The sequence below is a fragment of the Paenibacillus glucanolyticus NBRC 15330 genome, from assembly GCF_004000885.1.
Taxonomy (GTDB): Bacteria; Bacillota; Bacilli; order Paenibacillales; family Paenibacillaceae; genus Paenibacillus_AQ; species Paenibacillus_AQ glucanolyticus.
The window spans coordinates 74,552-95,079 of the sequence record NZ_BIMC01000018.1 but is presented as its reverse complement, the minus strand read 5'-3'; the positions used below and the strand labels follow the sequence as shown (position 1 = coordinate 95,079).

Genomic DNA, 20,528 nt, shown 5'->3' with positions numbered 1-20,528 from the left:
TAAACGTGTTCAACAAAAAATGGACGGTTCTGCTTCTGACATTGTGTCTCGCTCTGGTAGCGGCTGGTTGTGGATCTAACAACAGCAGCACAGGAGATTCCGGCAACGGTGGCAGCGAAGGCGATAAAGTTACGGTGAACTTCATGCACTTGTGGCCAGCTGGCGTATCCGCCGGACAGAACAAAATTGTGAATCAGATTATCGAAGAATATCAGAAGGAAAACCCTAACGTTACGATCAAACAGGAAGTACTGGATAATGAGCAGTATAAAAACAAATTGAAAGTGCTGTCTGCTTCGAACGAGCTTCCGGACGTTGGGGTAACCTGGGCAGCCGGATTCCTGAAGCCTTATGTCGAAGGCAATCTGTTTGCTCCGGTAGACGATTTGCTTGAGGGTCAGCTGAATGGCAAGTTTGTGGCCGGTACCACCGAAGCTTATGCCATTGACAGCAAAACGTATGCGCTTCCACTAGAATTCAATATCGCTCCCGTATATTACAACAAAGCGATTTTTGAACAGTTAAACCTGGAGGTTCCACAAACCTACGAGGAATTCAAGACAATCGTGAAAACGCTCTCGGATAACGGGATTGCCCCGATTGCACTCGGGAATAAGGATCGCTGGACCGGATCCCTGTGGTACATGTATCTGGCAGACCGGATCGGCGGGCAAGAAGCGCTTGCCAATGCGATTAGCGGTGCCGGTTCTTTCAAGGATGAATCGCTTGTAAAGGCGGCCGCCGAGGTTCAATCTTTGGTGGACAGCAACGCATTTGTCAAAGGATTCAACGGCTTGTCCAACGAGGAAGCCAAATCCGAATTCCTGAACAACAAAGCAGCGATGTATATGATGGGCACTTGGGAACTGCCGAACTTTACAACAAATGAGGAGATCCCGAAAGAGTTCCGCGACAGTGTCGGATTCTTCAAGTTCCCGACGGTTGAAGGCGGAAAAGGCGATATCAACAGCTGGGTAGGTGGACCGGGCGTAGGTTTGTTCATCGGCGAAAACTCCAAGGTGAAAGAGGAGTCCAAGAAGTTTGTTGAGTATTTCGTAACCAAATGGGGCGAACAATCGGTTACAGGAGCAGGCGTCATTCCAGCAACCAAAGTTGATACATCCACCCTGGAGCTTCCACAGCTGTACATTGATCTGTTTGATGAAATGAACCAGGCCAGCAGCATCACGCTGTTCGCAGACGTTCAAATGGAGGCCAATGCCGCTGAAACGCATCTGAACATGATCCAGGCACTCTTCGGTAAAGCCGTAACGCCGGAGAAATTCTCCGAAGAGCATGATGCAGCGATTACCAAAGGCAAATAAGACTCAGACAACCAAGAAACAGGACCCGATTATCCGGCAGCTATTGCCGGATAATCTTTCCTCAAGACGATAAGAAGAAAGGAGTCGGACACTTTGGATAAAGTGATGTCCAACAAAAAAATCATCGCGCTGTATGTACTGCCTGCTCTGCTTGTCATTATGGCCGTTGTCTACATTCCCATCATCCTGACCGCTTATTACGGACTGAACGAATGGAACGGAATCGGCGCGATGACCTTTATCGGACTCGATAACTATCAGGCTCTGCTTACGGACGGGAAATTTTGGGACAGCGCATGGCACTCCTTGCTGTTAGCCGTATTCTCGGCTGCCAGCCTTATTATCTATCTGGCTGTAGCGATGGTGCTGGCCTCGAAGATCAAAGGCGCCAACCTGTTCCGTAAAATCTATCTGATCCCGATGCTGTTGTCATCGGTTGCAATTGCCCAGCTGTGGCTTCGCATCTATCATCCGACAAACGGGATTGTGAACAGCTTCCTGGAATCCATCGGGATATCGAATCCGCCGGCATGGCTTGCCGAGCCGTCACTCGTATTGTTTGCATTGTTTATTCCGATTCTGTGGCAGTATGCGGGTTTCTATATTCTGATCTATTATGCGGCATTAAAGAATATTCCGGCTTCGCTTGTGGAGGCAGCTAAAATCGATGGAGCAACCTCCATGCAGATCGCGTTCAGAATCAAACTTCCGCTCATCATGGAAGTGATCAAGGTTACGATCGTGCTTGCGGTGGTAGGTTCCCTGAAGTACTTTGATCTGATCTTTGTCATGACAGACGGGGGGCCTAACGGCTCGAGTGAAGTGATGGCGTCCTATATGTATCACACGGCTTTCCGCGCTTATGATTTCGGTTACGGCAGCGCCATCGGGTTCTTCCTGCTTGTCATCTGCCTGATCGTAACGTGGGTCATTCGTAAATTAACGGCATCAAAAGAAACGATCCAATATTCATAAGGAGGGATGCTTCATGATATCCGGAGCCACAGGACAGCTCCAGGAAGGGCGTGCCCGATCCGGAAATGGAGCGGGACGCAAGCTTGGCTACATGCTGCTGTATGTCGTGCTGATCGGTGTAGCCGTATTTCAGCTGTTTCCGCTCGTATGGCTGCTGCTGTTCTCATTAAAAAACAACCAGGAAGTATTCGATCTGCCTCCTCTGTCCCTCCCGATGAATCCGCGTTGGGAGAATTACGAGAAGGTATGGAGCGCAGGAAATATAAGCGTATATTTCCTGAACAGCGTTTGGATTACCGTTGCAGCGACGGCGCTCACGGTCATCCTGGGAAGCCTCGTTACGTTTGCCATTACAAGAATGAAGTGGAAGGGCAGTTCCTTTGTCCTCGGATTGTTTATGGTTGCGATGATGATACCGGTGCATTCCACCTTGATCCCGCTGTTCAGCATTTTTAACAAAGTGGGATTGACGGACCATCCGATATCTTTGATATTGTCCTACGTGGCTTTCAACATGCCGATTACGATTATGATTCTGCTGGGGTTCTATTATACGCTGCCGAAGGAAGTGGAAGAGGCGGCGGTGATGGACGGCTGCTCGGTTCACCGGGTCTTTTTCCGGATTGTTCTTCCGATGACGGGCTCGGTTCTGGCAACGACAGCCATCATCAATATGATATACAACTGGAATGAATTCATATTTGTAAACACCTTCATTAGCTCGGACATGTTTAAGACGCTGACGGTGGGCGTTCAGAACTTTATCGGACAGTACACCACCGATTGGGGCGCCATTGGCGCAACCTTGATGATCAGTATCTTGCCAATCCTGCTGATGTTCCTCTTCCTCAGTGATCGAATCGTGGAAGGCATCGCCGCAGGTTCGGTTAAAGGTTAAAGTTGGGATAGGATAGGATTTTATAAGATGCCTGATAGAGAAAAATAACAACGAGCCGCTCCAAGAATTTTCTTGACGCGGCTCGTTGTTATTATTGTACATGCTCTTGTTATACTTAAACCCAGCCCAGCGCCCGGACCACCTGCGCAACAATGAACGTGACACCTATCGCGATTGCGGTCGGGATGGCGAAGGACAGGAACGTCCACTTGGCGCTTTTGGTTTCCTTCCAGATGTTGACGAGCGTGGTTCCGCACGGATAGTGAAGCAGTGAGAACAGCATCATGTTAAGTGCGGTCAGCCAGGTCCAGCCTTGATCCAGAAAGATCTGCTTAAGGGCAAACATATCGGTAACCTCAGTGAGAGAACCTGTAGCCAAATACCCCATGAGCAGGATCGGCAGCACGATCTCATTCGCAGGAAGTCCGATAATAAAGGCCATAAGAATGAAGCCGTCGAGTCCGAGTGCTTGGGCAAACGGATCAAGAAAATGAACAAAATGAAGCAAAATGCTGGAATCGCCAATATGAATATTGGCGAGAATCCAGGTCAGCACACCTGCGGGTGCCGCTACGATAATGGCTCTGCGCAGGACATAGATGGTTTTATCCAGGGTAGACCGCAGAATGGTATTCAGAATTTTAGGTTTCCGGTATGGAGGCAGCTCCAGCGTGTAATGGGAAGGAACGCCTTTCAAAGCGGTTTTGGATAACCCCCATGATACCGAGAGTGTGACAACGACACCGATCAGCACCATGCCCATGACAACGGAAGCGGTCACGAGCGTCTGGGCTCCACCTGAAAAGCCTGCAGCCATGAACAGGGAGGCCAGCAGGATCAGCGTCGGCCAGCGTCCATTGCAGGGCACGAAGTTATTTGTCAGGATGGCGAGCATCCGCTCCCGCGGCGATTCAATGATCCGGGTGGACATGATGGCTGCAGCATTACAGCCGAATCCCATCGCCATGGTAAGGGACTGCTTGCCGTGTGCTCCCGTTTTTTTGAACAGACGGTCCAGGTTAAACGCAACCCGTGGCAAATAGCCATAATTCTCGAGCAGAGCGAAAGCCGGGAAGAAGATGGCCATCGGAGGCAGCATCACGCTGATGACCCAGGCGGTACCCCGGAACAATCCGAGGATCAGGATCCCATGGAGCCAATCCGGAGCATGAAGCGCTTGAAAGGCCAAGGTCAGGTATCCTTCAATCCAGCCGAAGAAACTCGCCAGCATGGAAGATGGCACGTTAGCCCCGGCTATCGTTAAGTAAAAAATAATGCCAAGCATGGCCAGCATAATGGGGAATCCCCACAGCTTGGAGGTAAAGATGCGGTCCAGCCGCTCGGAACGGTACAGAAGCTCCCGGTTGGTCACGGTCACGGCGTCACTGCACAGCTCGCGCGATTTTTTGAACAACTCGCCTACGATGTCTTCTCGTACGTCCTCTACCTGCTCAGCAGGAATGGCCGCTGTTAGAGCTTCCAAGCGCTTGAGCTGCTCCATGTGTCATCCCTCCTTTATCCGAAACCGATAATCTGTGCTTGAGTGTTGCAATCAGCTTCTGATCTCCGTCAAGAAAGCGAATCGCAAGCCATCTGGAGGGATATTCATCCCCAAAGATGTCCCTTAATTCAGACTCGAGCCTGGAAATCTGAGACTCCAATTGTTCGTTGTATTTCATCCGGTAGGGTGTCGTCCTAGTCTGTCCTGTACACATGAGAAGTAGCTGCTCGGACAAGGTGTCCAGTCCGTCGTTGTTTCGGGCCGATATCGGAATGACAGGAACGCCGAGCTGATCCGTTAGCTTGCGGGCGTCAATTTTGATGCCTTTTTTCTTCGCTTCATCCATCAGGTTAAGGCATACGATGACCCGATCGGTCATTTCCAGCACTTGAAGCGCTAAATTAAGACTTCTTTCCAGAGCGGTTGAATCCAGGACCAGCAGCGTAACGTCGGGTTTCTCGAAAATAATATAATCACGCGCCACTTCTTCGTCCGCAGAGTTGGAGAACAAGGAGTACGTTCCCGGCAGATCGATAAACCGGAAGCGGGTGTCCTTGTATTCATAATTGCCGCTCGCCAGGCTGACCGTTTTGCCGGACCAGTTGCCGGTGTGCTGCTTTAGGCCGGTCAGGGCATTAAACAGCGTGCTTTTTCCCGTGTTCGGGTTTCCCGCCAGCGCAACGGTATAAGTTCTCATGATGACATCACCTTACCCCAGATTAACTGACTTTCTTCTTTTCTTAATGCAATGACGGTACCTGCTACTCTATAAGAGGTGGGATCACCGAGCGGACTGGCTTTCAGAACCTCAATCACGGAACCCGGAACAAATCCGAGGTCCAGAAGCCGCCGTTTATGCTCTCCACGGATATCCACCTTTTCAATCAGGAAGCGCTCTCCGAGCGTTGCCTGCTGCAAATGCTGAAGATGTTTTGTCTCATCCATAAAGTTTAACCTCTCCCTAATAAATTGGGCCGAGCATATATTGTTTCCTCGAAGCAACTTTATGCCTATAGTATGACCGAATGCGTGTATTGTCAACTGGATTTATCCAATTTATTGAGAGGTGGCTTGGACATTACGTTTTAACAGCCGGGAGGTCCTCATGGGTCAGTCGCAGGCTGAGGTGCCAGGGAGACCCGATATTTGGTTATGAATTGAAACAAGCGGTCAAGTACGGTAAAGTGGTGTTGAAAAAGAGAGCCGTCGCTGCAGGCTTTCGATTCGTGGATGTAACGGAGCTTAAGGTAAGGAAGATCATCTGGGCTACCGGCTGTGTGGCAAGTATGATTGGCTCTATAGCGAAGGGGCTTAATAACGCAGGTTTGCCTTGGCAAAGACACCGGGGCTCCGCGCTTTAGGCAGGAGTGTCGCGGGATGCCCGCGAAATTGTTAAGGTATCACGGAGAAGAGGGGATAAATTTATGGAAAAAGAGCACCATGAGCTGCTGCATGAAGACCAGGCCATGGAAGCATCACGTCTTCTGAAGGCCATATCGGATCCGACGCGAATCCGGATTCTCCACTTGCTGTCGCAAGAGGAGTGTCCTGTCGGCCATATCGCCGAGGTGCTTGGCATGAGCCAGTCGGCGGTATCCCATCAGCTCGGCTATTTGCGCAGCTTGAGACTGGTGAAGTACCGCAGGGATGGCAATACATATTATTACACGTATGAAGATGAGCATGTCATCGGCATACTGCAGCAAGTGCTGGACCATATAGCCCATTAAATAAAGGGGCCCGGCCTATTTGTGCTTGACATTGCGGTTTCCCGGCTGTAATGTATTGGAAAATGAATTTCCCGTGAATAACGATCATCAAGGACATGAGAATTGCAACCCTCGGCGTGACAGAGAAGAAGCCCTTGGCTGAAAGGCTTCCAACCGTCCGACTGCGTTCTTCCTACCTTGTAGTTGCGCCGTGAACAAGCGGCGCCGGCCCGGGCCCGTTACCGCCGCATTGAGTTTCTTGGAAGATTGGTTTATACGTCGGACAAGATCGAATCAGGGTGGTACCACGAGCACATTCGTCCCTAGGAGGCGGATGTGCTTTTTTGCGTTCGGCAGGTAATTTCATGGATGAAAAAGGAGTATGAGGAACATGCGGCAAAGCCAATTATTGATGACAACGATGAGGGATATGCCGTCCGAGGCGGAGGCGCTGAGCCATCAATGGATGCTCCGTGGCGGCTATATCCGTCAGACGGCGGCAGGGATCTACTCGTATCTGCCGCTCGGATGGCGGGTCCTGCGAAAGATAGAGGGGATTATCCGCCAGGAAATGGATGCGGCAGGAGCACAGGAGATGCTGATGCCGGCAGTACAACCTGCTGAGCTGTGGAAGGAATCCGGCAGGTACGACGTTTACGGTCCGGAGCTTATTAGGCTGCATGACCGTCATGACCGGGAGTTTGTGCTCGGACCGACCCACGAAGAAGTGATCACGTCGATTGTGCGTCAAGAAATTTCCTCTTATCGGAAGCTGCCGGTCAATCTGTACCAGATTCAGAGCAAGTACCGGGACGAGCGGCGTCCGCGTTTTGGCCTCCTGCGTGGGAGAGAGTTCCTGATGAAAGATGCGTATTCCTTCGACCGGGACTGGGAGGGCCTGGATGTGTCCTACCGGAGCATGTATGAAGCGTATGAACGAATCTTTGAGCGCTGCGGTCTGACGTTCCGGGCGGTGGAAGCGGATGCCGGTGCCATCGGCGGACAAGGAGAGACCCATGAGTTTATAGCGCTTGCAGATATTGGCGAGGATACCGTTGTATCCTGCAGAGACTGCCGTTATGCGGCGAATCTGGAACGTGCCGAATCCGTCGTTCCAGCGAGGCAGGGCAGTGTGGATTCGGTGAAGGTCGACGGCGATTCGGCCATCGAGCGGGTAGTCACACCGAATGTGAAGAGCATCCAGGAACTGACGGACTTTCTTCAAGTGGGCCCGGAGCAATTGATCAAGACACTGATCTATCAAGTGGACGGCCAGCTGTATGCCGTGCTGATCCGGGGTGACCGTGAAGCGAATGAAACCAAGGTGAAGTCCTACTTGAAGGCGGAGCTTGCAGAATTGGCGAGCGCCGAAGAAGTGGTGCAGGCGACGGGAGCTCCGGTAGGGTTTGCGGGACCGGTAGGCCTGTCACTGAAAGTACTCGTCGATTACGAAGTCGCCTCTATGACAGCCGGCATAACAGGAGCCAATCAGGTTGATGTTCATTTGAAGGGGGTTCGCCCCGGACATGATTTCTCACTGGAATACATCGGCGACTTCCGGAATGTGAAGGAAGGGGAGGCTTGTCCGCGCTGTGGCGCTCCGCTTCAGTTTCATCGCGGGATCGAACTGGGTCATGTCTTTAAGCTGGGGACGAAATACAGCGAAGTTATGAATGGCATGTACCTCGATTCCGATGGACGGGAGAAACCGCTTATTATGGGCTGCTATGGTATCGGCGTTTCCCGCGTCATGGCTGCCATCGCCGAGCAGCGGATTTCGGGGGAGCGTTTGGTCTGGCCGATGTCCGTAGCTCCGTTCCAGGTTCACGTTATTCCTGTTGCGGTTAAGGATGAGGCCCAGATGAAGCTGGCTGAGCATATATACAAGGAGCTGATCAAGGCGGGTCTGGAGCCGCTGTTGGATGACCGTGATGAGCGTGCCGGGGTGAAGTTCAAGGATGCCGATCTCGCAGGCGCTCCGCAGCGCCTGATCATTGGACGCGGCGCGGCTTCCGGCGAGGTCGAATGGATGGGCGAAGACGGAGTTAAGGTCAATCTCCCGGCCGCGGCAGCCATCCAGCGTGCGTGCGAGGCAGCTGCCCGGGCAGGGGATTGAGGAATGAATTCCGCAATGAGACCCACTTATATATGAAACAGAACGCCCCTGAAACAGAAGGATCAAACCTCAGGTTTGTCTCTCTCTTGATTTCAGGGGGGGGGGTCTAATGTGAGAGGACTTGCAGCCTTCCGAGGGTTCTAGGTTGCTGCTTCATCCAGACAGGACCTATCCCTTCACTGCTCCCGCCGTAATGCCCTTGGTCATCTGCTCGGTGAAGAGGAGATAGATCAGAATGGTTGGCAGAGCGATGATGGTCATAACGGCAAATTGCGCACCGTAATTGGAGGAGTACTCTCCTGCAAACTTCATGATGGAGAAGGGGATCGTTTTGATGTCCTCGCTGGTGAGGAAGGTGTTGGCCATAATGAACTCATTCCACGTACTGATAAAATTCAGCACACAGATCGTGGCGATTGCCGGTTTCGTGATCGGGAAGATGATCTTAAAGATAACGCCGAATATACCGGCGCCATCCATCACAGCCGATTCTTCAATGGCGCGGGGAATGGTCTCCAGAAACCCGGTCATGATGAACATGCTGATCGGAATGACAATTGCCGTGTAAGGAAGAATCAAGGTAAACAGATTGTTCAGCATATCCAGCTTGTGAAACAGGATGAAATTCGGCAGCAGCGTGGCGTGAATCGGAATGATCATACCAAGCATGACGAAACCGAGAAAGAAGCCGCTCAGCTTCCATTTCATCCGGGTAAAGGCATAACCCATCATGAGTGCCAGCACGGCCGAAGCCGCAACCGTGATAACGGTAACCAGCAGGCTGTTAAAGAAGAATAATGGCACACGGCCATAGGTGAACGCATTTTTATAGTTTGCCCATTGGGGCGGATCGGGCCATACCAGAAAGTTTTTTCCGAAGAAATCCCCGCTCTTCAGCAGCGAGTAATCGACCAGCCAGATTAATGGGAAGAGCTGGATCAAGGCAACAACGATCATAAATGCAAACAGTGCTAGTCTAGGCCAGGGGCTGCGCCGGACAATCCGGCTTGAAGCAGGTTTAGTCTGCGGTTTTTGAGCTGATGGCTGTATGGTTGAAAACAACGGTAACCCCTCCTTTTAAAATTCCCCGACATCTTTTTTTAAAGCTTTATTCAGCACAACCGTAAGAATCAGGCAGAACACGATGAACAGCACCGAAATGGCATTCCCGTATCCATAAAGGGATGAGGAGAAAGCGACTTTGTAAATATAGTTGCCCAAGAACTGCGTGCTGTTGGCTGGTCCGCCGTTCGTCATCAGAAATACGGTTTCCATCTGTTTAAGGCAGGTGGTGACCGCAATGATGATGGCTACCCGCATCATGGGAGCCAGCAGCGGAATCATAATCCGGCTGTACAGCTGTGTATGGGTTGCACCATCGATTCTGGCGGCTTCCCCCAAATCCTTGGGAATACCTTGAAGGCCGGAGTAGTACAGCAGCAGTGCATATCCAAACCCTTGCCACATGACAACCACAATAATGCACCAGATGGCGGTGTTCGGATCGCCGAGCCAGTCATGCTTCAATACGCCGAGCCCAATGCCCTCAAGGAATTTGTTGAGCAGTCCGTAATTGGGATGGAAAATGCCACTCCACAGCTTGGCGGTGACGACAATCGAGATGACGGCCGGGATGAAAAAAATGGTCCGGAATATCTTCTCGTATTTACCGCAATGCGTAAGGAAGATGGCGAGCAGGATGGCAATCGGATGCTGAATCACAAGCGTGGCAGCCGTGAGCAGCAGTGCATTCCAGAGTGAATTCCAAAATACAGGATCCTCGAACAGGATCTCCTTATAATTACTCAGGCCCACATATTGGTATTGACCGATGCCGCTCCAATCGGTGGAGCCGTAATAAGCGCTCATGAAAATCGGGATGCAGATCATGAATACAAACAAGATCAAGCCCGGAGCGATGAGCAGAAAGATCGCTTTTTTGTCACTGAGTACTTTGTGCATGGTGTTCAACATCTCCGTTCTTCATAAACTTGGGGGGCCGAACGCTTTCCGCAGCCCCCAATATCCGATACTGCTATCGTATCCGAGCGCGGAGGGCAGTGAACATGCCGGAAATTTACGATGAGTGTATTCATTTTTCAGAGGTTGTTTTATCAGACCATTACAACGCGGATTAGCCTCGGATTCCTAGCATGACGGCGAGGGAGTCAAGATCCCCGGCGAAACAAATCAAGGACGGGAATTCGTAAAAACAGCGTACTTCATCTGAAGAATCGAAACCTTCATTCGCGGCTCATGCGACCAAGACGAAAGGGTGGTTATCATCTACCGGATGATAAACCTGTAAATAGGGGATGTTCATGCGCTAAACGGCAGAGCAAAAATCCCCCTTTTCATCGATCTATTAGATCGCAAAAGGAGGATTCTATTTAAAGTATCTACATCGAATGCTGGCAAGGATGAATTGTGGCCCATTCAACCGACTGGACAAAAAGCTTGATCCTTCTAGTTACAAGGTGAATTTTAGAATCAGGGTTGTGGCGCTCCCATGACTTGTTTGCCAAATTCCAGGCATTCCCCACAGATGGACACTCCAGGTCCGAGAGCCAATGGTCCGACTTCATCCTTGCTCCGATTGCAGAATGAGCAAGACCCGGTATGAACAGGTGCTGATGGTTCCTGGGGTTTGTTATGTGCAGCTGCTTCGTAGAGATGACCGATCACGTCCCGATCAATATAATCAAACTCTCCTTTCAGCTTTAGAGCGACAGTGGTATAGGCGATAGCCATTCCTTCATAGAACCGTTGGCGGTCAATGGATTCACTCTTGTCCATGTAGCTCTCGCATAACAGGCTCAGCTTCTCCAGCTCTAGGATGGTGTCTTCAATCTTGGCTCCCCGAAACATCTTCTTGCGGAACTCCTGATCCATGCTTATTTCACCCTCCTTTATTAATTATGTTTACAAATGTAAACAGATCTAAGTATATTTATTCCATACAAAGGTAAAAAAATCCTCCGTCTCATATAAAAATTTGTTCAAGACGAAAAAAAGAGCGCCCCACCCACCGGTCTGATAGACCTTGCTGGAACGCTCCTGTTTTTTCATTATTATTATTTGCCGTTTGCTTTAGCAGCTGCGGCATCCAGATCCTTGGCGAATTGCTCTGGCGTGATTTTGCCAGACAGCAGCTGCTGATGGATTTCCATCGATTTTTGCTTGAATTCATCGCTGGAAATGTCCTGCAGCGGCGTGCCCGCTGACGATGTCATATTGGTGAAAATATCGATCAGCTGCTTCTGCAGCTCGGTCTCTTCACCTGTTAAGTATGGATCGAACTTTTGCGCTGGCGTGCCTGCGCCCGATTGCCATACTTTTCTCGGCCAGTTATCCGGTGTGAAGAAGTATTTCATGAATGCGATAGCAGCATCCGCATGCTTGGTGTTCTTGGAGATGGCGTAACCGCCGCCATACCATGCTGCAATGTCCGATTGCGCGCCCTTGTCGGATGCAGGGAAGGAGATGGCGCCGACATTTTGACGGAACTCCTCGGAGAAGTTCTCATCGGTAGCCAAGCTCGCTTCCCAGTTCCCCATGAAAAACATCGCCGCCTGTCCTTGTCCAAACAGATTTCTGGCCGTGCCGTAATCAGCTGTCAGCCAGCCATCTGCAAAGCCTTTGGCTTCAGCAAAAGCCAGCATATCTGTTGCCCCCTGAATAATGCCGGGATCCGTAAAAGAAATTTCGCCGTTAAAGGCTTTATCCATGAGTGTAAAATCGCCGCTTGCACGCTGTGCATAGTAATCGAACATAATCGGCAGCGTCCAGCCTTCCATCCCGTTAATCGCTACAGGGTTAATGTCCTTGGCCCGCAGCTGTTTCACGACATCCAGCAGCTCCGACACCGTGGTGGGCACCTTCAAGCCGTTATCGTCAAAAATCTTCTTGTTGTAATAGAGAACGGCATAGTCCGTATTCCGGGGAATCCCGTACATTTTTCCATCTTTGCTGAAGCCGTCAACCGAACCGGTAACAAAATGACTCCCATCAAAGTCAGCCGGATTCAATTCGAGCAGCATGTCGTTGTCGAGCAGCGGGGAGAGGAAGGATGGTTGTCCCCATGCCTGAATAATGTCCGGCAGCTGGTTCGTGGAGGCATACACTTTGATTTTGGCTTTGTACGGCTCATCCTGCAAAGCTTCAACCTCGATTTTGACATTCGGGTTTTCCTGCATGTAGGCGTCAATGATTTCCTGTTCTATTTTTCCCGGGCCGTTCGCGCGGTCAGCATAAGCTGTGAACATCTTCAATGTTACTGCTTCCTCGGTCTTCGTGCCTTGATCTGTACCGGCTTCATCCGGTTTCGGATTCGATCCCGGGTCGGTTGCAGTGGTTCCGCCGGAGCCGCCGCAGCCTGCCAGAAGGACAGCCATGATAACGGTCAGAAGCCATAATCTCATAGGTTTCATTTGGTTAACCCACCTTTATTGATATTTTTCAGCTTGCAAGATTCATCATACCGGGCAGAGGAAGTGTGCAACATGCCGAAAATTTCAGATGGATGTATGCATTTTTCAGGTGTTGGGATGGAGCGCAACTTTTTGCAGAAGGAATCCGCTATAATAACAGTAATTTCAATCCTTCACATATTCTTCTGAAAACAGGTGATTGCATTCATGAAGGACACCCCACGATACAAGCGGTGGTATGCCGGCATGCCGATCCGGTTTAAGCTGCTGTTCTGGTTCGTTCCGCTTCTGATGGCAACTATCGTTGCTATGGGATGGATCGCTTATGAAATATCGTCCAATGAAGTGATGGACAAGATGAAGCAGACCCAGAATCAGCTCACTCAAAAAACAGCCGATCAGATCGACAGTGTCGCAAAAGAAATGCTGTTTTTCTCCAACAACCTCTTTTTGGATGATGAGATACAGAGACTGCTGGAATCCGATTATCAACCTGCGGAACGGCAAAAAGCTTTCAAAACCATCTCCAATATGATGGTTGCCAGCGATTCCATCCAATCGATGATATTATACACGCTCAAACCCGGCTACGAACATTTGGAACCGTTTGCAACCAATCAGGCGGGAATTACGAGTGCGATGACATTGTCCCATTTTATGGAGGGTCCCTATTATGAAGCTGCGCTCAAGGCTAAGGGCAGTCCCGTCTATGGGTTGGTGAAGCCGTCGGACGATATTTTTGTCGGGGATCATTATCACAAAATCGTTCTGTCGCGCGTCATCGGCAACATCTATAACTTGAAACCGGCAGGGCTGATTATGATTGGCGTGGACGCAGCCCGTATCGGCCGATTGTATCTGGGCCAGCCCACGCTTGCAACCGAAATGTTTGTCATTAGCGAAGACGGGCTCATCATTACAGCTACGGATCAGCGCTGGATCGGAAAATATGACACAGAGCTACCCTATAACGGGACGAAAGCGGCTCAAACAAGGTTCTCAACGGAAGAGAGACTGGGGCTGTGGAAGGAATCGCCGGATTGGATGATTACACAGACGATTTCTCCAAGTACGGGCTGGCATGTCGTTGTGGTCAATACAAGGGAGAAGCTGGTGAGTGAGCTGGGACGGATCGGACAGCTGACGGTCGCCGTGGCGGTTCTTTGTTTCTTGATTAGTCTTGTCATCACGTGGTTGTTGTCCAATATGATTACGAAGCCGCTGATGAAGCTTTCGCGCTCCATGCGCAAGCTCCAGACGGGGGATTTTACGCAGCGGGTGCATTTTACCGGACAGGATGAGATCGGGGAGCTCGGGACCGGATACAATGCGATGGTTCAGCGGATCAAGGTATTAATCGATGATGTGTATGCTACGCAGTTGAAGCAGAAGGAAGCGGAACTGAAAACGCTGCAAGCGCAAATATCCCCCCATTTTCTATACAACACACTGAATACGATCAGCTGGACGGCCGAGAGAAAGGGCGAGAAGGATATAGCGGACATGGTGTACTCCTTATCCCAGGTATTCCGGCTCAGTCTGAACGACGGCAAGGATTTCTTCACAATTGAACAGGAAATGGAGCTGGTGCGGAATTATTTATTTTTACAGAAGCGCCGCTTTATGGACCGGTTTGATTTTTCGATTGAGATTGCCGAGGAGGTTTCCTCCTTTATGATACCCAAGCTTATTCTGCAGCCTCTGGCCGAAAATGCGATCATACACGGGATTGAGCCGCTGAACGGGAACGGTTTTATTACCCTGAAGGCGTACGGGTTTGACAATTCGGTGGTGCTGGAGGTGCTGGATAACGGGATCGGGATGACAGAGTCGCAGCTGCATAAGCTGCTTTCCGGCTTGCAGCGGGTGGAGAACCGCAGTTTGGAGGCTAAGGAAGATGAGCTGCGAACCGGGTTCGCGCTTTTGAATATTCAGGATCGGCTGAGATTGTTCCAATCCGGTGCCTACCTTGAACTGGATAGCAGGGAAGGTAAAGGAACCTGTGCCGTCATCCATCTGGAGAGGAAAGGGGATTGATCTGTTTATGAAACTGCTCATAGCGGAAGATGAGATATCGGTAAGAGAGGGAATGGTGCGGTTAATTGATTGGGAATCCCACGGGATTGTCATTTGCGGGGAAGCGGGAAACGGCAGCGAGGCGTTGTCAATCATGGAAAGCTGCAGCCCGGACATTTTGCTGACGGATATTCGGATGCCCCATATGGATGGACTGGAACTGATCGAACAGGCACAGTCTCGCGGGTTTAAGTTCAGGCCGATCATTCTTAGCGGATATAATGAATTCAGTTATGCCAAACAAGCCATTCGACTTGGCGCTTCCGATTTTATACTGAAGCCTTGCCGCCCGGAAGAGATTCTTAGGACAGTGCTGGAGGCTAAGAAGGCGGCAGAGTTCCAGGAAGCGCGCGAATCCAGGCTTAAGGAAAGGGACCAATCCTGGAACCGCAACATTCCATTAATGAAGAGTCAGGTCCTGTCCCAATGGACACGGTATCCCGCTGTTCCGCTGGAGGACAGGGGCCGACTCATGCTGGAGCTGCAGATGGATATCCAGAATGCAGGTGTTCAGGTAGGACTAATTCGCGTGGATACGTCTCAAATTCCGTTGGATGAACGGGATGTCGTTCTTCTTCGCTACGCGGCAGTCAACATTGTGAAGGAAACACTGGACAATGTATATGGCGGGCGGATCGAAGTGTTCCAGGAAGGCAACGATCTGTTGTGGGTCGCCAGCATGGCGGAGAGGGGCAGAAGAGGCTCGGCCAACACATCGTTGATCACGGCTCCGTCCCAAGAAAGATTAGGGCCCCAAATCCGGGTGCTGCAGGGAAATTTGGAGAAATATTTAAAGATGACCGTCAGTATTGCATTAGGTTCATGGAAGGCATCGATCAATCAGGCCCACGATTCCTATCAGGAGTCGGTTCAGGCGATGGAGTCCCGTTTCTATCAAGGCAGAGGCGGCGTGTTCTTCTATTCCGAGAAGCTGAGGGGCGAAGATAGCGGATATGATAATAGTACGGAGTCCACATCCATTCTGGATAATGAGAGATTTGACCTATGTGAAAAGGAGATGCTGGATTATTTGCGGCATGGAAGTTTCGAGCAGGCACTTGATCAACTGGACGCATGGCTGGAGATGTTTAAGACACAATCCCATTACAGCAAGCAGGAGGTGAACCTGCGGGCGACAACGTTTATGATCAGTCTGCAAAGAATCGCCAAGGAGCACCGGATCGGAGCGTTTGAATGGAAGAACCAACTGGTGAATTCGATGGAACAGCTGCCGCAAGTAGAGACATTGGAAGAGCTGGCTACCATCGTAAAAAAAATCATGCAGCATCTTGTGGAAGCCTGCTCCTCCAACCGTACCCTGCACCGTACGGTGCAGTCCGTACTGGAGCTGATCAAGGAGAAATACAATACCAACCTTACACTGGAGGCGGTCGCCCGCGAGGCTTATATCTCCAATACTTATTTAAGCTCCCTGTTCAAGCAGGAGCTCGGCGTCAATTTTCTGGATTACCTGCATCAATACCGGATTGAGAAAGCCAAGGAGCTGCTCCAGCAGAATTTGAAAATCTACGCCGTCGCTCGCCTGGTCGGCTATCAGGAGGAGCGGCACTTCAGCTCCACCTTTAAGAAGTGGACCGGCGTTACCCCTTCCCAGTATAAGTCGAGCGTTCATTGAGTTGGAGTGGAGTGGAAGCGGTGTGCAAGTCCCTAATAGGGACTTGGAGGGGCGCCGAAGGGAGCGAAAGCGATGTGCAAGTCCCGGATAGGGACTTGGAGGGGGGCGAAAGGAGCGAAAGCAGTGTGCAAGTCCCGGATAGGGACTTGGAAGGGCGTGAAAGGAGCGTTTAAATAAACCTTGTATATTGAAGGACTTGATAAAGTATTATCAAGGATAAATGTATTAGGTTCTCAATTCGAGAGCGAGGTTGTTGAAGGTTGATTTTAATAGAATTATATGCACATGGAGTCAATTTATCAATAAAAATGTAGTGCTCAGAGTCCCTGTTATGCTAAACAGCCGAGCACTGGCTGAACTCAGAAACATAAGGGTAGATGTGCCATACTTGAATAGTTTTCTATTTGCAGTTTGGAGACACACTGAGTATAAGAATAATAAAAGAGATGATGTTATTTGGTACACAAGAAATCACAGTGTAAACTATAATGTTGAGCAAGATGTCTATATGATTGGATTTGGCGTATACACCTTTTTTTTAAGTGAAATAAAAAGGTCTTTGAAATAAATGTTTTTCTATACAATAATACCAACCACTAAAACACCATGGTGGGTATTATTATGATGAAACTATGAACTAATGGTCATATACAAAATCACTGTGTTTTATCTTCCATTAGTAAGAAAATAGAGGAGTATTAGAACAGCAATAATTCCAACAATGATCCAAATAACAGATTTAAATTTCATAATTATTACCACCTTTGTAAATAAATATAAAATATATTTTCCATTTGCTAGAATATATGTTAACATAAATATCAATGGCGCGCCAATTCCATACATTTTTTGCATCCAGGAGGAAATATCTGATGATTTTGAAAGTGATTTGTAAAATGAGTTTAGCGGCTTTATTGTTTATAGTATCTCTCGGATTTGTATCGTCAACTTCCGCAGCAGAACCAATGGGAAATTCAACACCAGAATCTTATATTGATTATCTGGAAAATTTAATTAGTACAGGAGATACAGGTGCAGTAGAGACATTAGAGCAATTTAAAAATCTAGATGAAAGCCAACAGAAAGCTTTCGTGACCTTTATGTTTACTGCAAATTACGAAGAAGTATTCAAGGATATGGGAAATGGAAAAGAAATTAACAAAAATTATTTTGTTGATGGAATAGAGGTTCCTGTAAGCATTGAAAATGAAAGTGTGGGCACTTCACTAAATGATGTGAATATGCTCGCTGCATCAGGTATTGCGGCATCTGCAAGTCATTCGATGAAATTTAATGTCTTCGGAATTGAAACAACAACTTTAACTTTAACGGTGGTTTGGGAGCATAATAATTCGGTGGCTGTTAAACCACTGAGTGTTACCTATGCTCATGTAAATAGGAATCCTGTAATGATTATTTCTGAGGTTTCTAACAATAATCCAGGGTATATCACTGGTGGGTATTACTATGGATCAGGAACATGGAAATCGACTGCAACAGGTGCTGTTGGATTTATAACTGACACTTTTGGTATTAAAATAAAGGCATCGACACCGAAGCACAGATATTATTCAACGACATCGACTCATAGTAACATTTCGGGGGCACCTTGGACTCAATTTTAAGTTAGGTGATCGTTGGTTGAAAATGTGACTGTTAATAATCATGATTGAAGTAATTAAGGGAATAGAACTCAATGCTTTTAAGCGAGGGTTCTATTCCCATTCTTATTTGAGGGATGGTAAATTAAAGCTCCAATCACGTGTGCCCATTCACTAAATGAGATAGCCGTATACCGCAACAAAATAATACAATAAAGGATGAAAAGTTTAGCTTTATGATATTTAGGATGCTTTACGAAAAAAATGATCCCTATAATTTTATTAATTCATCTGTTGCCAAATCCCACTTATAAACAACCCCACTATACATATCTACATAATACCAACCAAATGTAGCTATGTGAGTTGTCATGTTCTCATATGCTCTTATTAAGTATCGACTACCTTCAGTTCCTTCCTCCATGAAATGAAGCTTGTACTTGTCAGCATCTTTTTTTATTTTTGAATAGACGAGACTAGCAGCTTTATCTTGTGTTACTTTAATTGCTGGCTGTTTTCCAACATAAAGATTATCCCCTCTGAGCGATATATCTTTGCTAACTGCGTTACTCAAAGTCCGAACTGGCACATATGTTGTATTGTTATATGTTATTGCTTTAGTTATTGTTTGTTTTTTGCCATCTACAATTAAATTAACCTTTTGTATCACAGCTTTAATGCTTGTTCCAGAAGCAGCATACGCAGTGACTCCTGTTAACATTGAACCAATTGTAATACCAATCACTAACCCTTTTAACTTATCCTTCATGATTTATAACTACCCCTTTTTTATTTGATGTAATAAGTTATTCGACAAATAATAACAAATTACCTTCAGAAAAGTAATTAAATACCTCATATGTAAAGAACATGTGTTCGATATTTGATATATAGAAGTAGATTTCCCTTGTTTTTTGTTTGTTGTATGATATTGAGGCTAATAAAAGGCGGGAGCGAAAGCAGTGTGCAAGTCCCTGTGAGGGACTTGGAAGGCGCTAAAGAAAAGGCATCTCCAAGATGGTATGGGCCATACGGGGGTGCCTTCTTCTTTGAACACCGCTCCAAACGAGCTCAGCCTTTTGTATACATATCCCGATTACAAGCTTATGATGAAAGGGTCAGGTTTTGAAGCCACAATGCAGATGGAGGTTGCATCTACGATGAATCAGGAAGAGAAGGGACAAATCCCCGGGATTAATCATATAGAAGAGCATCAGCTCAGTCAGGTGAAGATTACGCTGTCTAATCCTTTGCGCTGGGTGAACAGTTATGTGCTGCGGGGAGATGATGGTGTCACCATCCTTGACCCAGGCCCGCGTACGGACTCCTCGGAGCAGGAATGGCAGGCTGCGCTGGAGCTGCTCGATATCGGAATCAGCGACATCGTCTCGGTTGTGCTGACTCACCATCATCCGGATCACTATGGCCTGGCCGGATGGTTTCAGGAGCGCACCGGTGCGAAGGTCTGGATGTCCGAGCGTGCCCATCGGGAAGCGATGCTGATGTGGGGCCCGGATTCTACTATGGACAGCGCGCTTCCGTCGTTCTTTGGGCTGCATGGCATGCCGGAATCCTGGCTTGACCAGCTGCCGGAGCATCTGAACAGCTTCTTCTCCCAAGTTACGCCGCAGCCGCAAGTCTCGTACATCGGGGAGGACCTGCCTTTCCGGATGGGGAACAGGATATGGATACCGGTCCAAACCGCCGGCCATGCTCCGGGGCATCTGTCGTTCTTCCATGCCGACAGCGGCATTCTGCTCTGCGGCGATGCCGTGCTGCCGCAAATCTCGCCCAACGTCAGCCTGCTGCCCGGCAGCGACGCCGGGCCGCTGGCGCTCTTCCTCGCAGGGCTGCGCCGCCTGCGGGAACTGCATGTCCGGACTGCGTATCCCGGACACCGCCACCCGTTCACGCATGTCCGTGAACGGATCGAAGCGCTCCTCGTTCATCACGAGGAGCGCCTGACGGCAATCGCCGGCATGCTGGGCGCAGCCGGACGGCTAACCGCCTTCGAGGTCTGCACCGCCCTCTTCGGCGATAAGCTCGGCATCCACCAGCTGCGCTTTGCCATGTGCGAAGCGCTTGCCCATCTTGCCGAGCTCACCGATCGCGGGGAAGCCGAGATGGTGGACAACGAGGACGGAATGTGCTATTTTTCTGTGCGGAAATAGCGGTATTCCTGATATAATCAAGACATGAATAAACCGTCTGCTTGTACGTTTGCTTCCATCATGCGTAGAAAGGGCGGTTTTTTGTTTAAT

Annotated in this window: 18 protein-coding genes; 10 read left to right on the top strand and 8 right to left on the bottom strand. The window is 49.1% G+C overall.

The genetic code is table 11. The features are described 5' to 3' along the window. The first annotated feature begins 5 nt into the window (after positions 1-5). The 3 genes from PGL02S_RS21845 (at position 6) to PGL02S_RS21835 (ending at position 3,198) form a co-directional block, all read left to right on the top strand. A complete protein-coding gene (locus PGL02S_RS21845; RefSeq protein ID WP_036641343.1) occupies positions 6-1,325 on the top strand; it encodes an extracellular solute-binding protein in 1,320 nt (439 codons plus the stop codon). 93 nt (positions 1,326-1,418) lie between these two features. Beyond that, a complete protein-coding gene (locus PGL02S_RS21840; RefSeq protein WP_006208737.1) occupies positions 1,419-2,300 on the top strand; it encodes a carbohydrate ABC transporter permease in 882 nt (293 codons plus the stop codon). A gap of 13 nt (positions 2,301-2,313) precedes the next feature. Next, on the top strand, positions 2,314-3,198 hold the full coding sequence (locus PGL02S_RS21835) for a carbohydrate ABC transporter permease (protein WP_006208738.1): 885 nt from the start codon (positions 2,314-2,316) through the stop codon (positions 3,196-3,198). A 115-nt stretch (positions 3,199-3,313) separates the two neighbouring features. On the opposite strand, the gene PGL02S_RS21830 is transcribed toward PGL02S_RS21835, so the two are convergent. Genes PGL02S_RS21830 through PGL02S_RS21820 form a run of 3 tightly spaced genes read right to left on the bottom strand, consistent with a single transcriptional unit; the run spans position 3,314 to position 5,644 of the window. After that, positions 3,314-4,699, bottom strand: coding sequence for a nucleoside recognition domain-containing protein (locus PGL02S_RS21830; protein WP_006208739.1), 1,386 nt, complete (start codon positions 4,697-4,699; stop codon positions 3,314-3,316). Beyond that, positions 4,650-5,396 carry a FeoB small GTPase domain-containing protein gene (locus tag PGL02S_RS21825; RefSeq protein WP_006208740.1) on the bottom strand — a complete coding sequence of 249 codons (747 nt, stop codon included), beginning with the start codon at positions 5,394-5,396 and terminating at the stop codon, positions 4,650-4,652. The genes PGL02S_RS21830 and PGL02S_RS21825 overlap by 50 nt, the downstream gene beginning before the upstream one ends. After that, positions 5,393-5,644 (bottom strand): FeoA family protein, encoded by a 252-nt coding sequence (locus PGL02S_RS21820; protein WP_006208741.1) that lies wholly within the window; start codon positions 5,642-5,644, stop codon positions 5,393-5,395. Before PGL02S_RS21820 ends, PGL02S_RS21825 begins: the two co-directional genes overlap by 4 nt. Before the next feature lie 212 nt (positions 5,645-5,856). Between PGL02S_RS21820 and PGL02S_RS28340 the strand changes: the two genes are divergently transcribed. The 3 genes from PGL02S_RS28340 (at position 5,857) to PGL02S_RS21805 (ending at position 8,524) form a co-directional block, all read left to right on the top strand. Continuing rightward, positions 5,857-6,060, top strand: a complete 204-nt coding sequence (locus PGL02S_RS28340) for a hypothetical protein (protein WP_051449244.1) — start codon at positions 5,857-5,859, stop codon at positions 6,058-6,060. A 63-nt stretch (positions 6,061-6,123) separates the two neighbouring features. Further along, positions 6,124-6,429, top strand: coding sequence for an ArsR/SmtB family transcription factor (locus PGL02S_RS21810; protein ID WP_006208742.1), 306 nt, complete (start codon positions 6,124-6,126; stop codon positions 6,427-6,429). A 370-nt stretch (positions 6,430-6,799) separates the two neighbouring features. Further along, on the top strand, positions 6,800-8,524 hold the full coding sequence (locus PGL02S_RS21805; RefSeq protein ID WP_036641345.1) for a proline--tRNA ligase: 1,725 nt from the start codon (positions 6,800-6,802) through the stop codon (positions 8,522-8,524). A 168-nt stretch (positions 8,525-8,692) separates the two neighbouring features. On the opposite strand, the gene PGL02S_RS21800 is transcribed toward PGL02S_RS21805, so the two are convergent. From PGL02S_RS21800 to PGL02S_RS21785, 4 genes are all read right to left on the bottom strand, one after another. After that, on the bottom strand, positions 8,693-9,586 hold the full coding sequence (locus PGL02S_RS21800) for a carbohydrate ABC transporter permease (RefSeq protein ID WP_006208744.1): 894 nt from the start codon (positions 9,584-9,586) through the stop codon (positions 8,693-8,695). A 15-nt stretch (positions 9,587-9,601) separates the two neighbouring features. Further along, positions 9,602-10,498, bottom strand: a complete 897-nt coding sequence (locus PGL02S_RS21795) for a carbohydrate ABC transporter permease (protein WP_255308660.1) — start codon at positions 10,496-10,498, stop codon at positions 9,602-9,604. 516 nt (positions 10,499-11,014) lie between these two features. Further along, the gene (locus PGL02S_RS21790) at positions 11,015-11,416 is read right to left on the bottom strand and encodes a ClpX C4-type zinc finger protein (RefSeq protein WP_036641348.1); all 402 of its coding nucleotides are present in this window, start codon (positions 11,414-11,416) and stop codon (positions 11,015-11,017) included. Positions 11,417-11,598: 182 nt separating this feature from the next. After that, positions 11,599-12,954, bottom strand: coding sequence for an ABC transporter substrate-binding protein (locus PGL02S_RS21785; RefSeq protein ID WP_051449245.1), 1,356 nt, complete (start codon positions 12,952-12,954; stop codon positions 11,599-11,601). 207 nt (positions 12,955-13,161) lie between these two features. Here PGL02S_RS21785 and PGL02S_RS21780 point away from each other — a divergent pair, with 207 nt between their 5' ends. The 3 genes from PGL02S_RS21780 to PGL02S_RS21770 all read left to right on the top strand — a co-directional run bounded on the left by PGL02S_RS21780 (position 13,162) and on the right by PGL02S_RS21770 (position 18,291). Beyond that, positions 13,162-14,991, top strand: coding sequence for a cache domain-containing sensor histidine kinase (locus PGL02S_RS21780; RefSeq protein ID WP_036641349.1), 1,830 nt, complete (start codon positions 13,162-13,164; stop codon positions 14,989-14,991). After that, positions 14,924-16,666, top strand: coding sequence for a response regulator transcription factor (locus PGL02S_RS21775; RefSeq protein WP_164762888.1), 1,743 nt, complete (start codon positions 14,924-14,926; stop codon positions 16,664-16,666). Before PGL02S_RS21780 ends, PGL02S_RS21775 begins: the two co-directional genes overlap by 68 nt. 872 nt (positions 16,667-17,538) lie before the next feature. Continuing rightward, the gene (locus tag PGL02S_RS21770) at positions 17,539-18,291 is read left to right on the top strand and encodes a hypothetical protein (protein ID WP_036641354.1); all 753 of its coding nucleotides are present in this window, start codon (positions 17,539-17,541) and stop codon (positions 18,289-18,291) included. 247 nt (positions 18,292-18,538) lie between these two features. Here the strand turns inward: PGL02S_RS21770 and PGL02S_RS21765 are convergent, their stop codons facing one another. Further along, entirely contained in the window at positions 18,539-19,036 is a 498-nt protein-coding gene (locus tag PGL02S_RS21765) for a stalk domain-containing protein (protein ID WP_036641355.1), read from the bottom strand. 391 nt (positions 19,037-19,427) lie between these two features. On the opposite strand from PGL02S_RS21765, the gene PGL02S_RS21760 reads away from it, so the two are divergent. Beyond that, a complete protein-coding gene (locus PGL02S_RS21760; RefSeq protein ID WP_036641429.1) occupies positions 19,428-20,438 on the top strand; it encodes an MBL fold metallo-hydrolase in 1,011 nt (336 codons plus the stop codon). Positions 20,439-20,528: the final 90 nt, after the last annotated feature.

Bases quoted from the DNA above. Each gene is read 5' to 3' on its own strand.
- PGL02S_RS21780 (WP_036641349.1), top strand. From the start codon at position 13,162: ATGAAGGACACCCCACGATACAAGCGGTGGTATGCCGGCATGCCGATC.
- PGL02S_RS21795 (WP_255308660.1), bottom strand. From the start codon at position 10,498: ATGTTGAACACCATGCACAAAGTACTCAGTGACAAAAAAGCGATCTTT.
- PGL02S_RS21835 (WP_006208738.1), top strand. From the start codon at position 2,314: ATGATATCCGGAGCCACAGGACAGCTCCAGGAAGGGCGTGCCCGATCC.
- PGL02S_RS21765 (WP_036641355.1), bottom strand. From the start codon at position 19,036: ATGAAGGATAAGTTAAAAGGGTTAGTGATTGGTATTACAATTGGTTCA.
- PGL02S_RS21820 (WP_006208741.1), bottom strand. From the start codon at position 5,644: ATGGATGAGACAAAACATCTTCAGCATTTGCAGCAGGCAACGCTCGGA.
- PGL02S_RS21770 (WP_036641354.1), top strand. From the start codon at position 17,539: ATGATTTTGAAAGTGATTTGTAAAATGAGTTTAGCGGCTTTATTGTTT.
- PGL02S_RS21805 (WP_036641345.1), top strand. From the start codon at position 6,800: ATGCGGCAAAGCCAATTATTGATGACAACGATGAGGGATATGCCGTCC.
- PGL02S_RS21790 (WP_036641348.1), bottom strand. From the start codon at position 11,416: ATGGATCAGGAGTTCCGCAAGAAGATGTTTCGGGGAGCCAAGATTGAA.
- PGL02S_RS21810 (WP_006208742.1), top strand. From the start codon at position 6,124: ATGGAAAAAGAGCACCATGAGCTGCTGCATGAAGACCAGGCCATGGAA.
- PGL02S_RS21825 (WP_006208740.1), bottom strand. From the start codon at position 5,396: ATGAGAACTTATACCGTTGCGCTGGCGGGAAACCCGAACACGGGAAAA.
- PGL02S_RS21830 (WP_006208739.1), bottom strand. From the start codon at position 4,699: ATGGAGCAGCTCAAGCGCTTGGAAGCTCTAACAGCGGCCATTCCTGCT.
- PGL02S_RS21785 (WP_051449245.1), bottom strand. From the start codon at position 12,954: ATGAAACCTATGAGATTATGGCTTCTGACCGTTATCATGGCTGTCCTT.
- PGL02S_RS21760 (WP_036641429.1), top strand. From the start codon at position 19,428: ATGAATCAGGAAGAGAAGGGACAAATCCCCGGGATTAATCATATAGAA.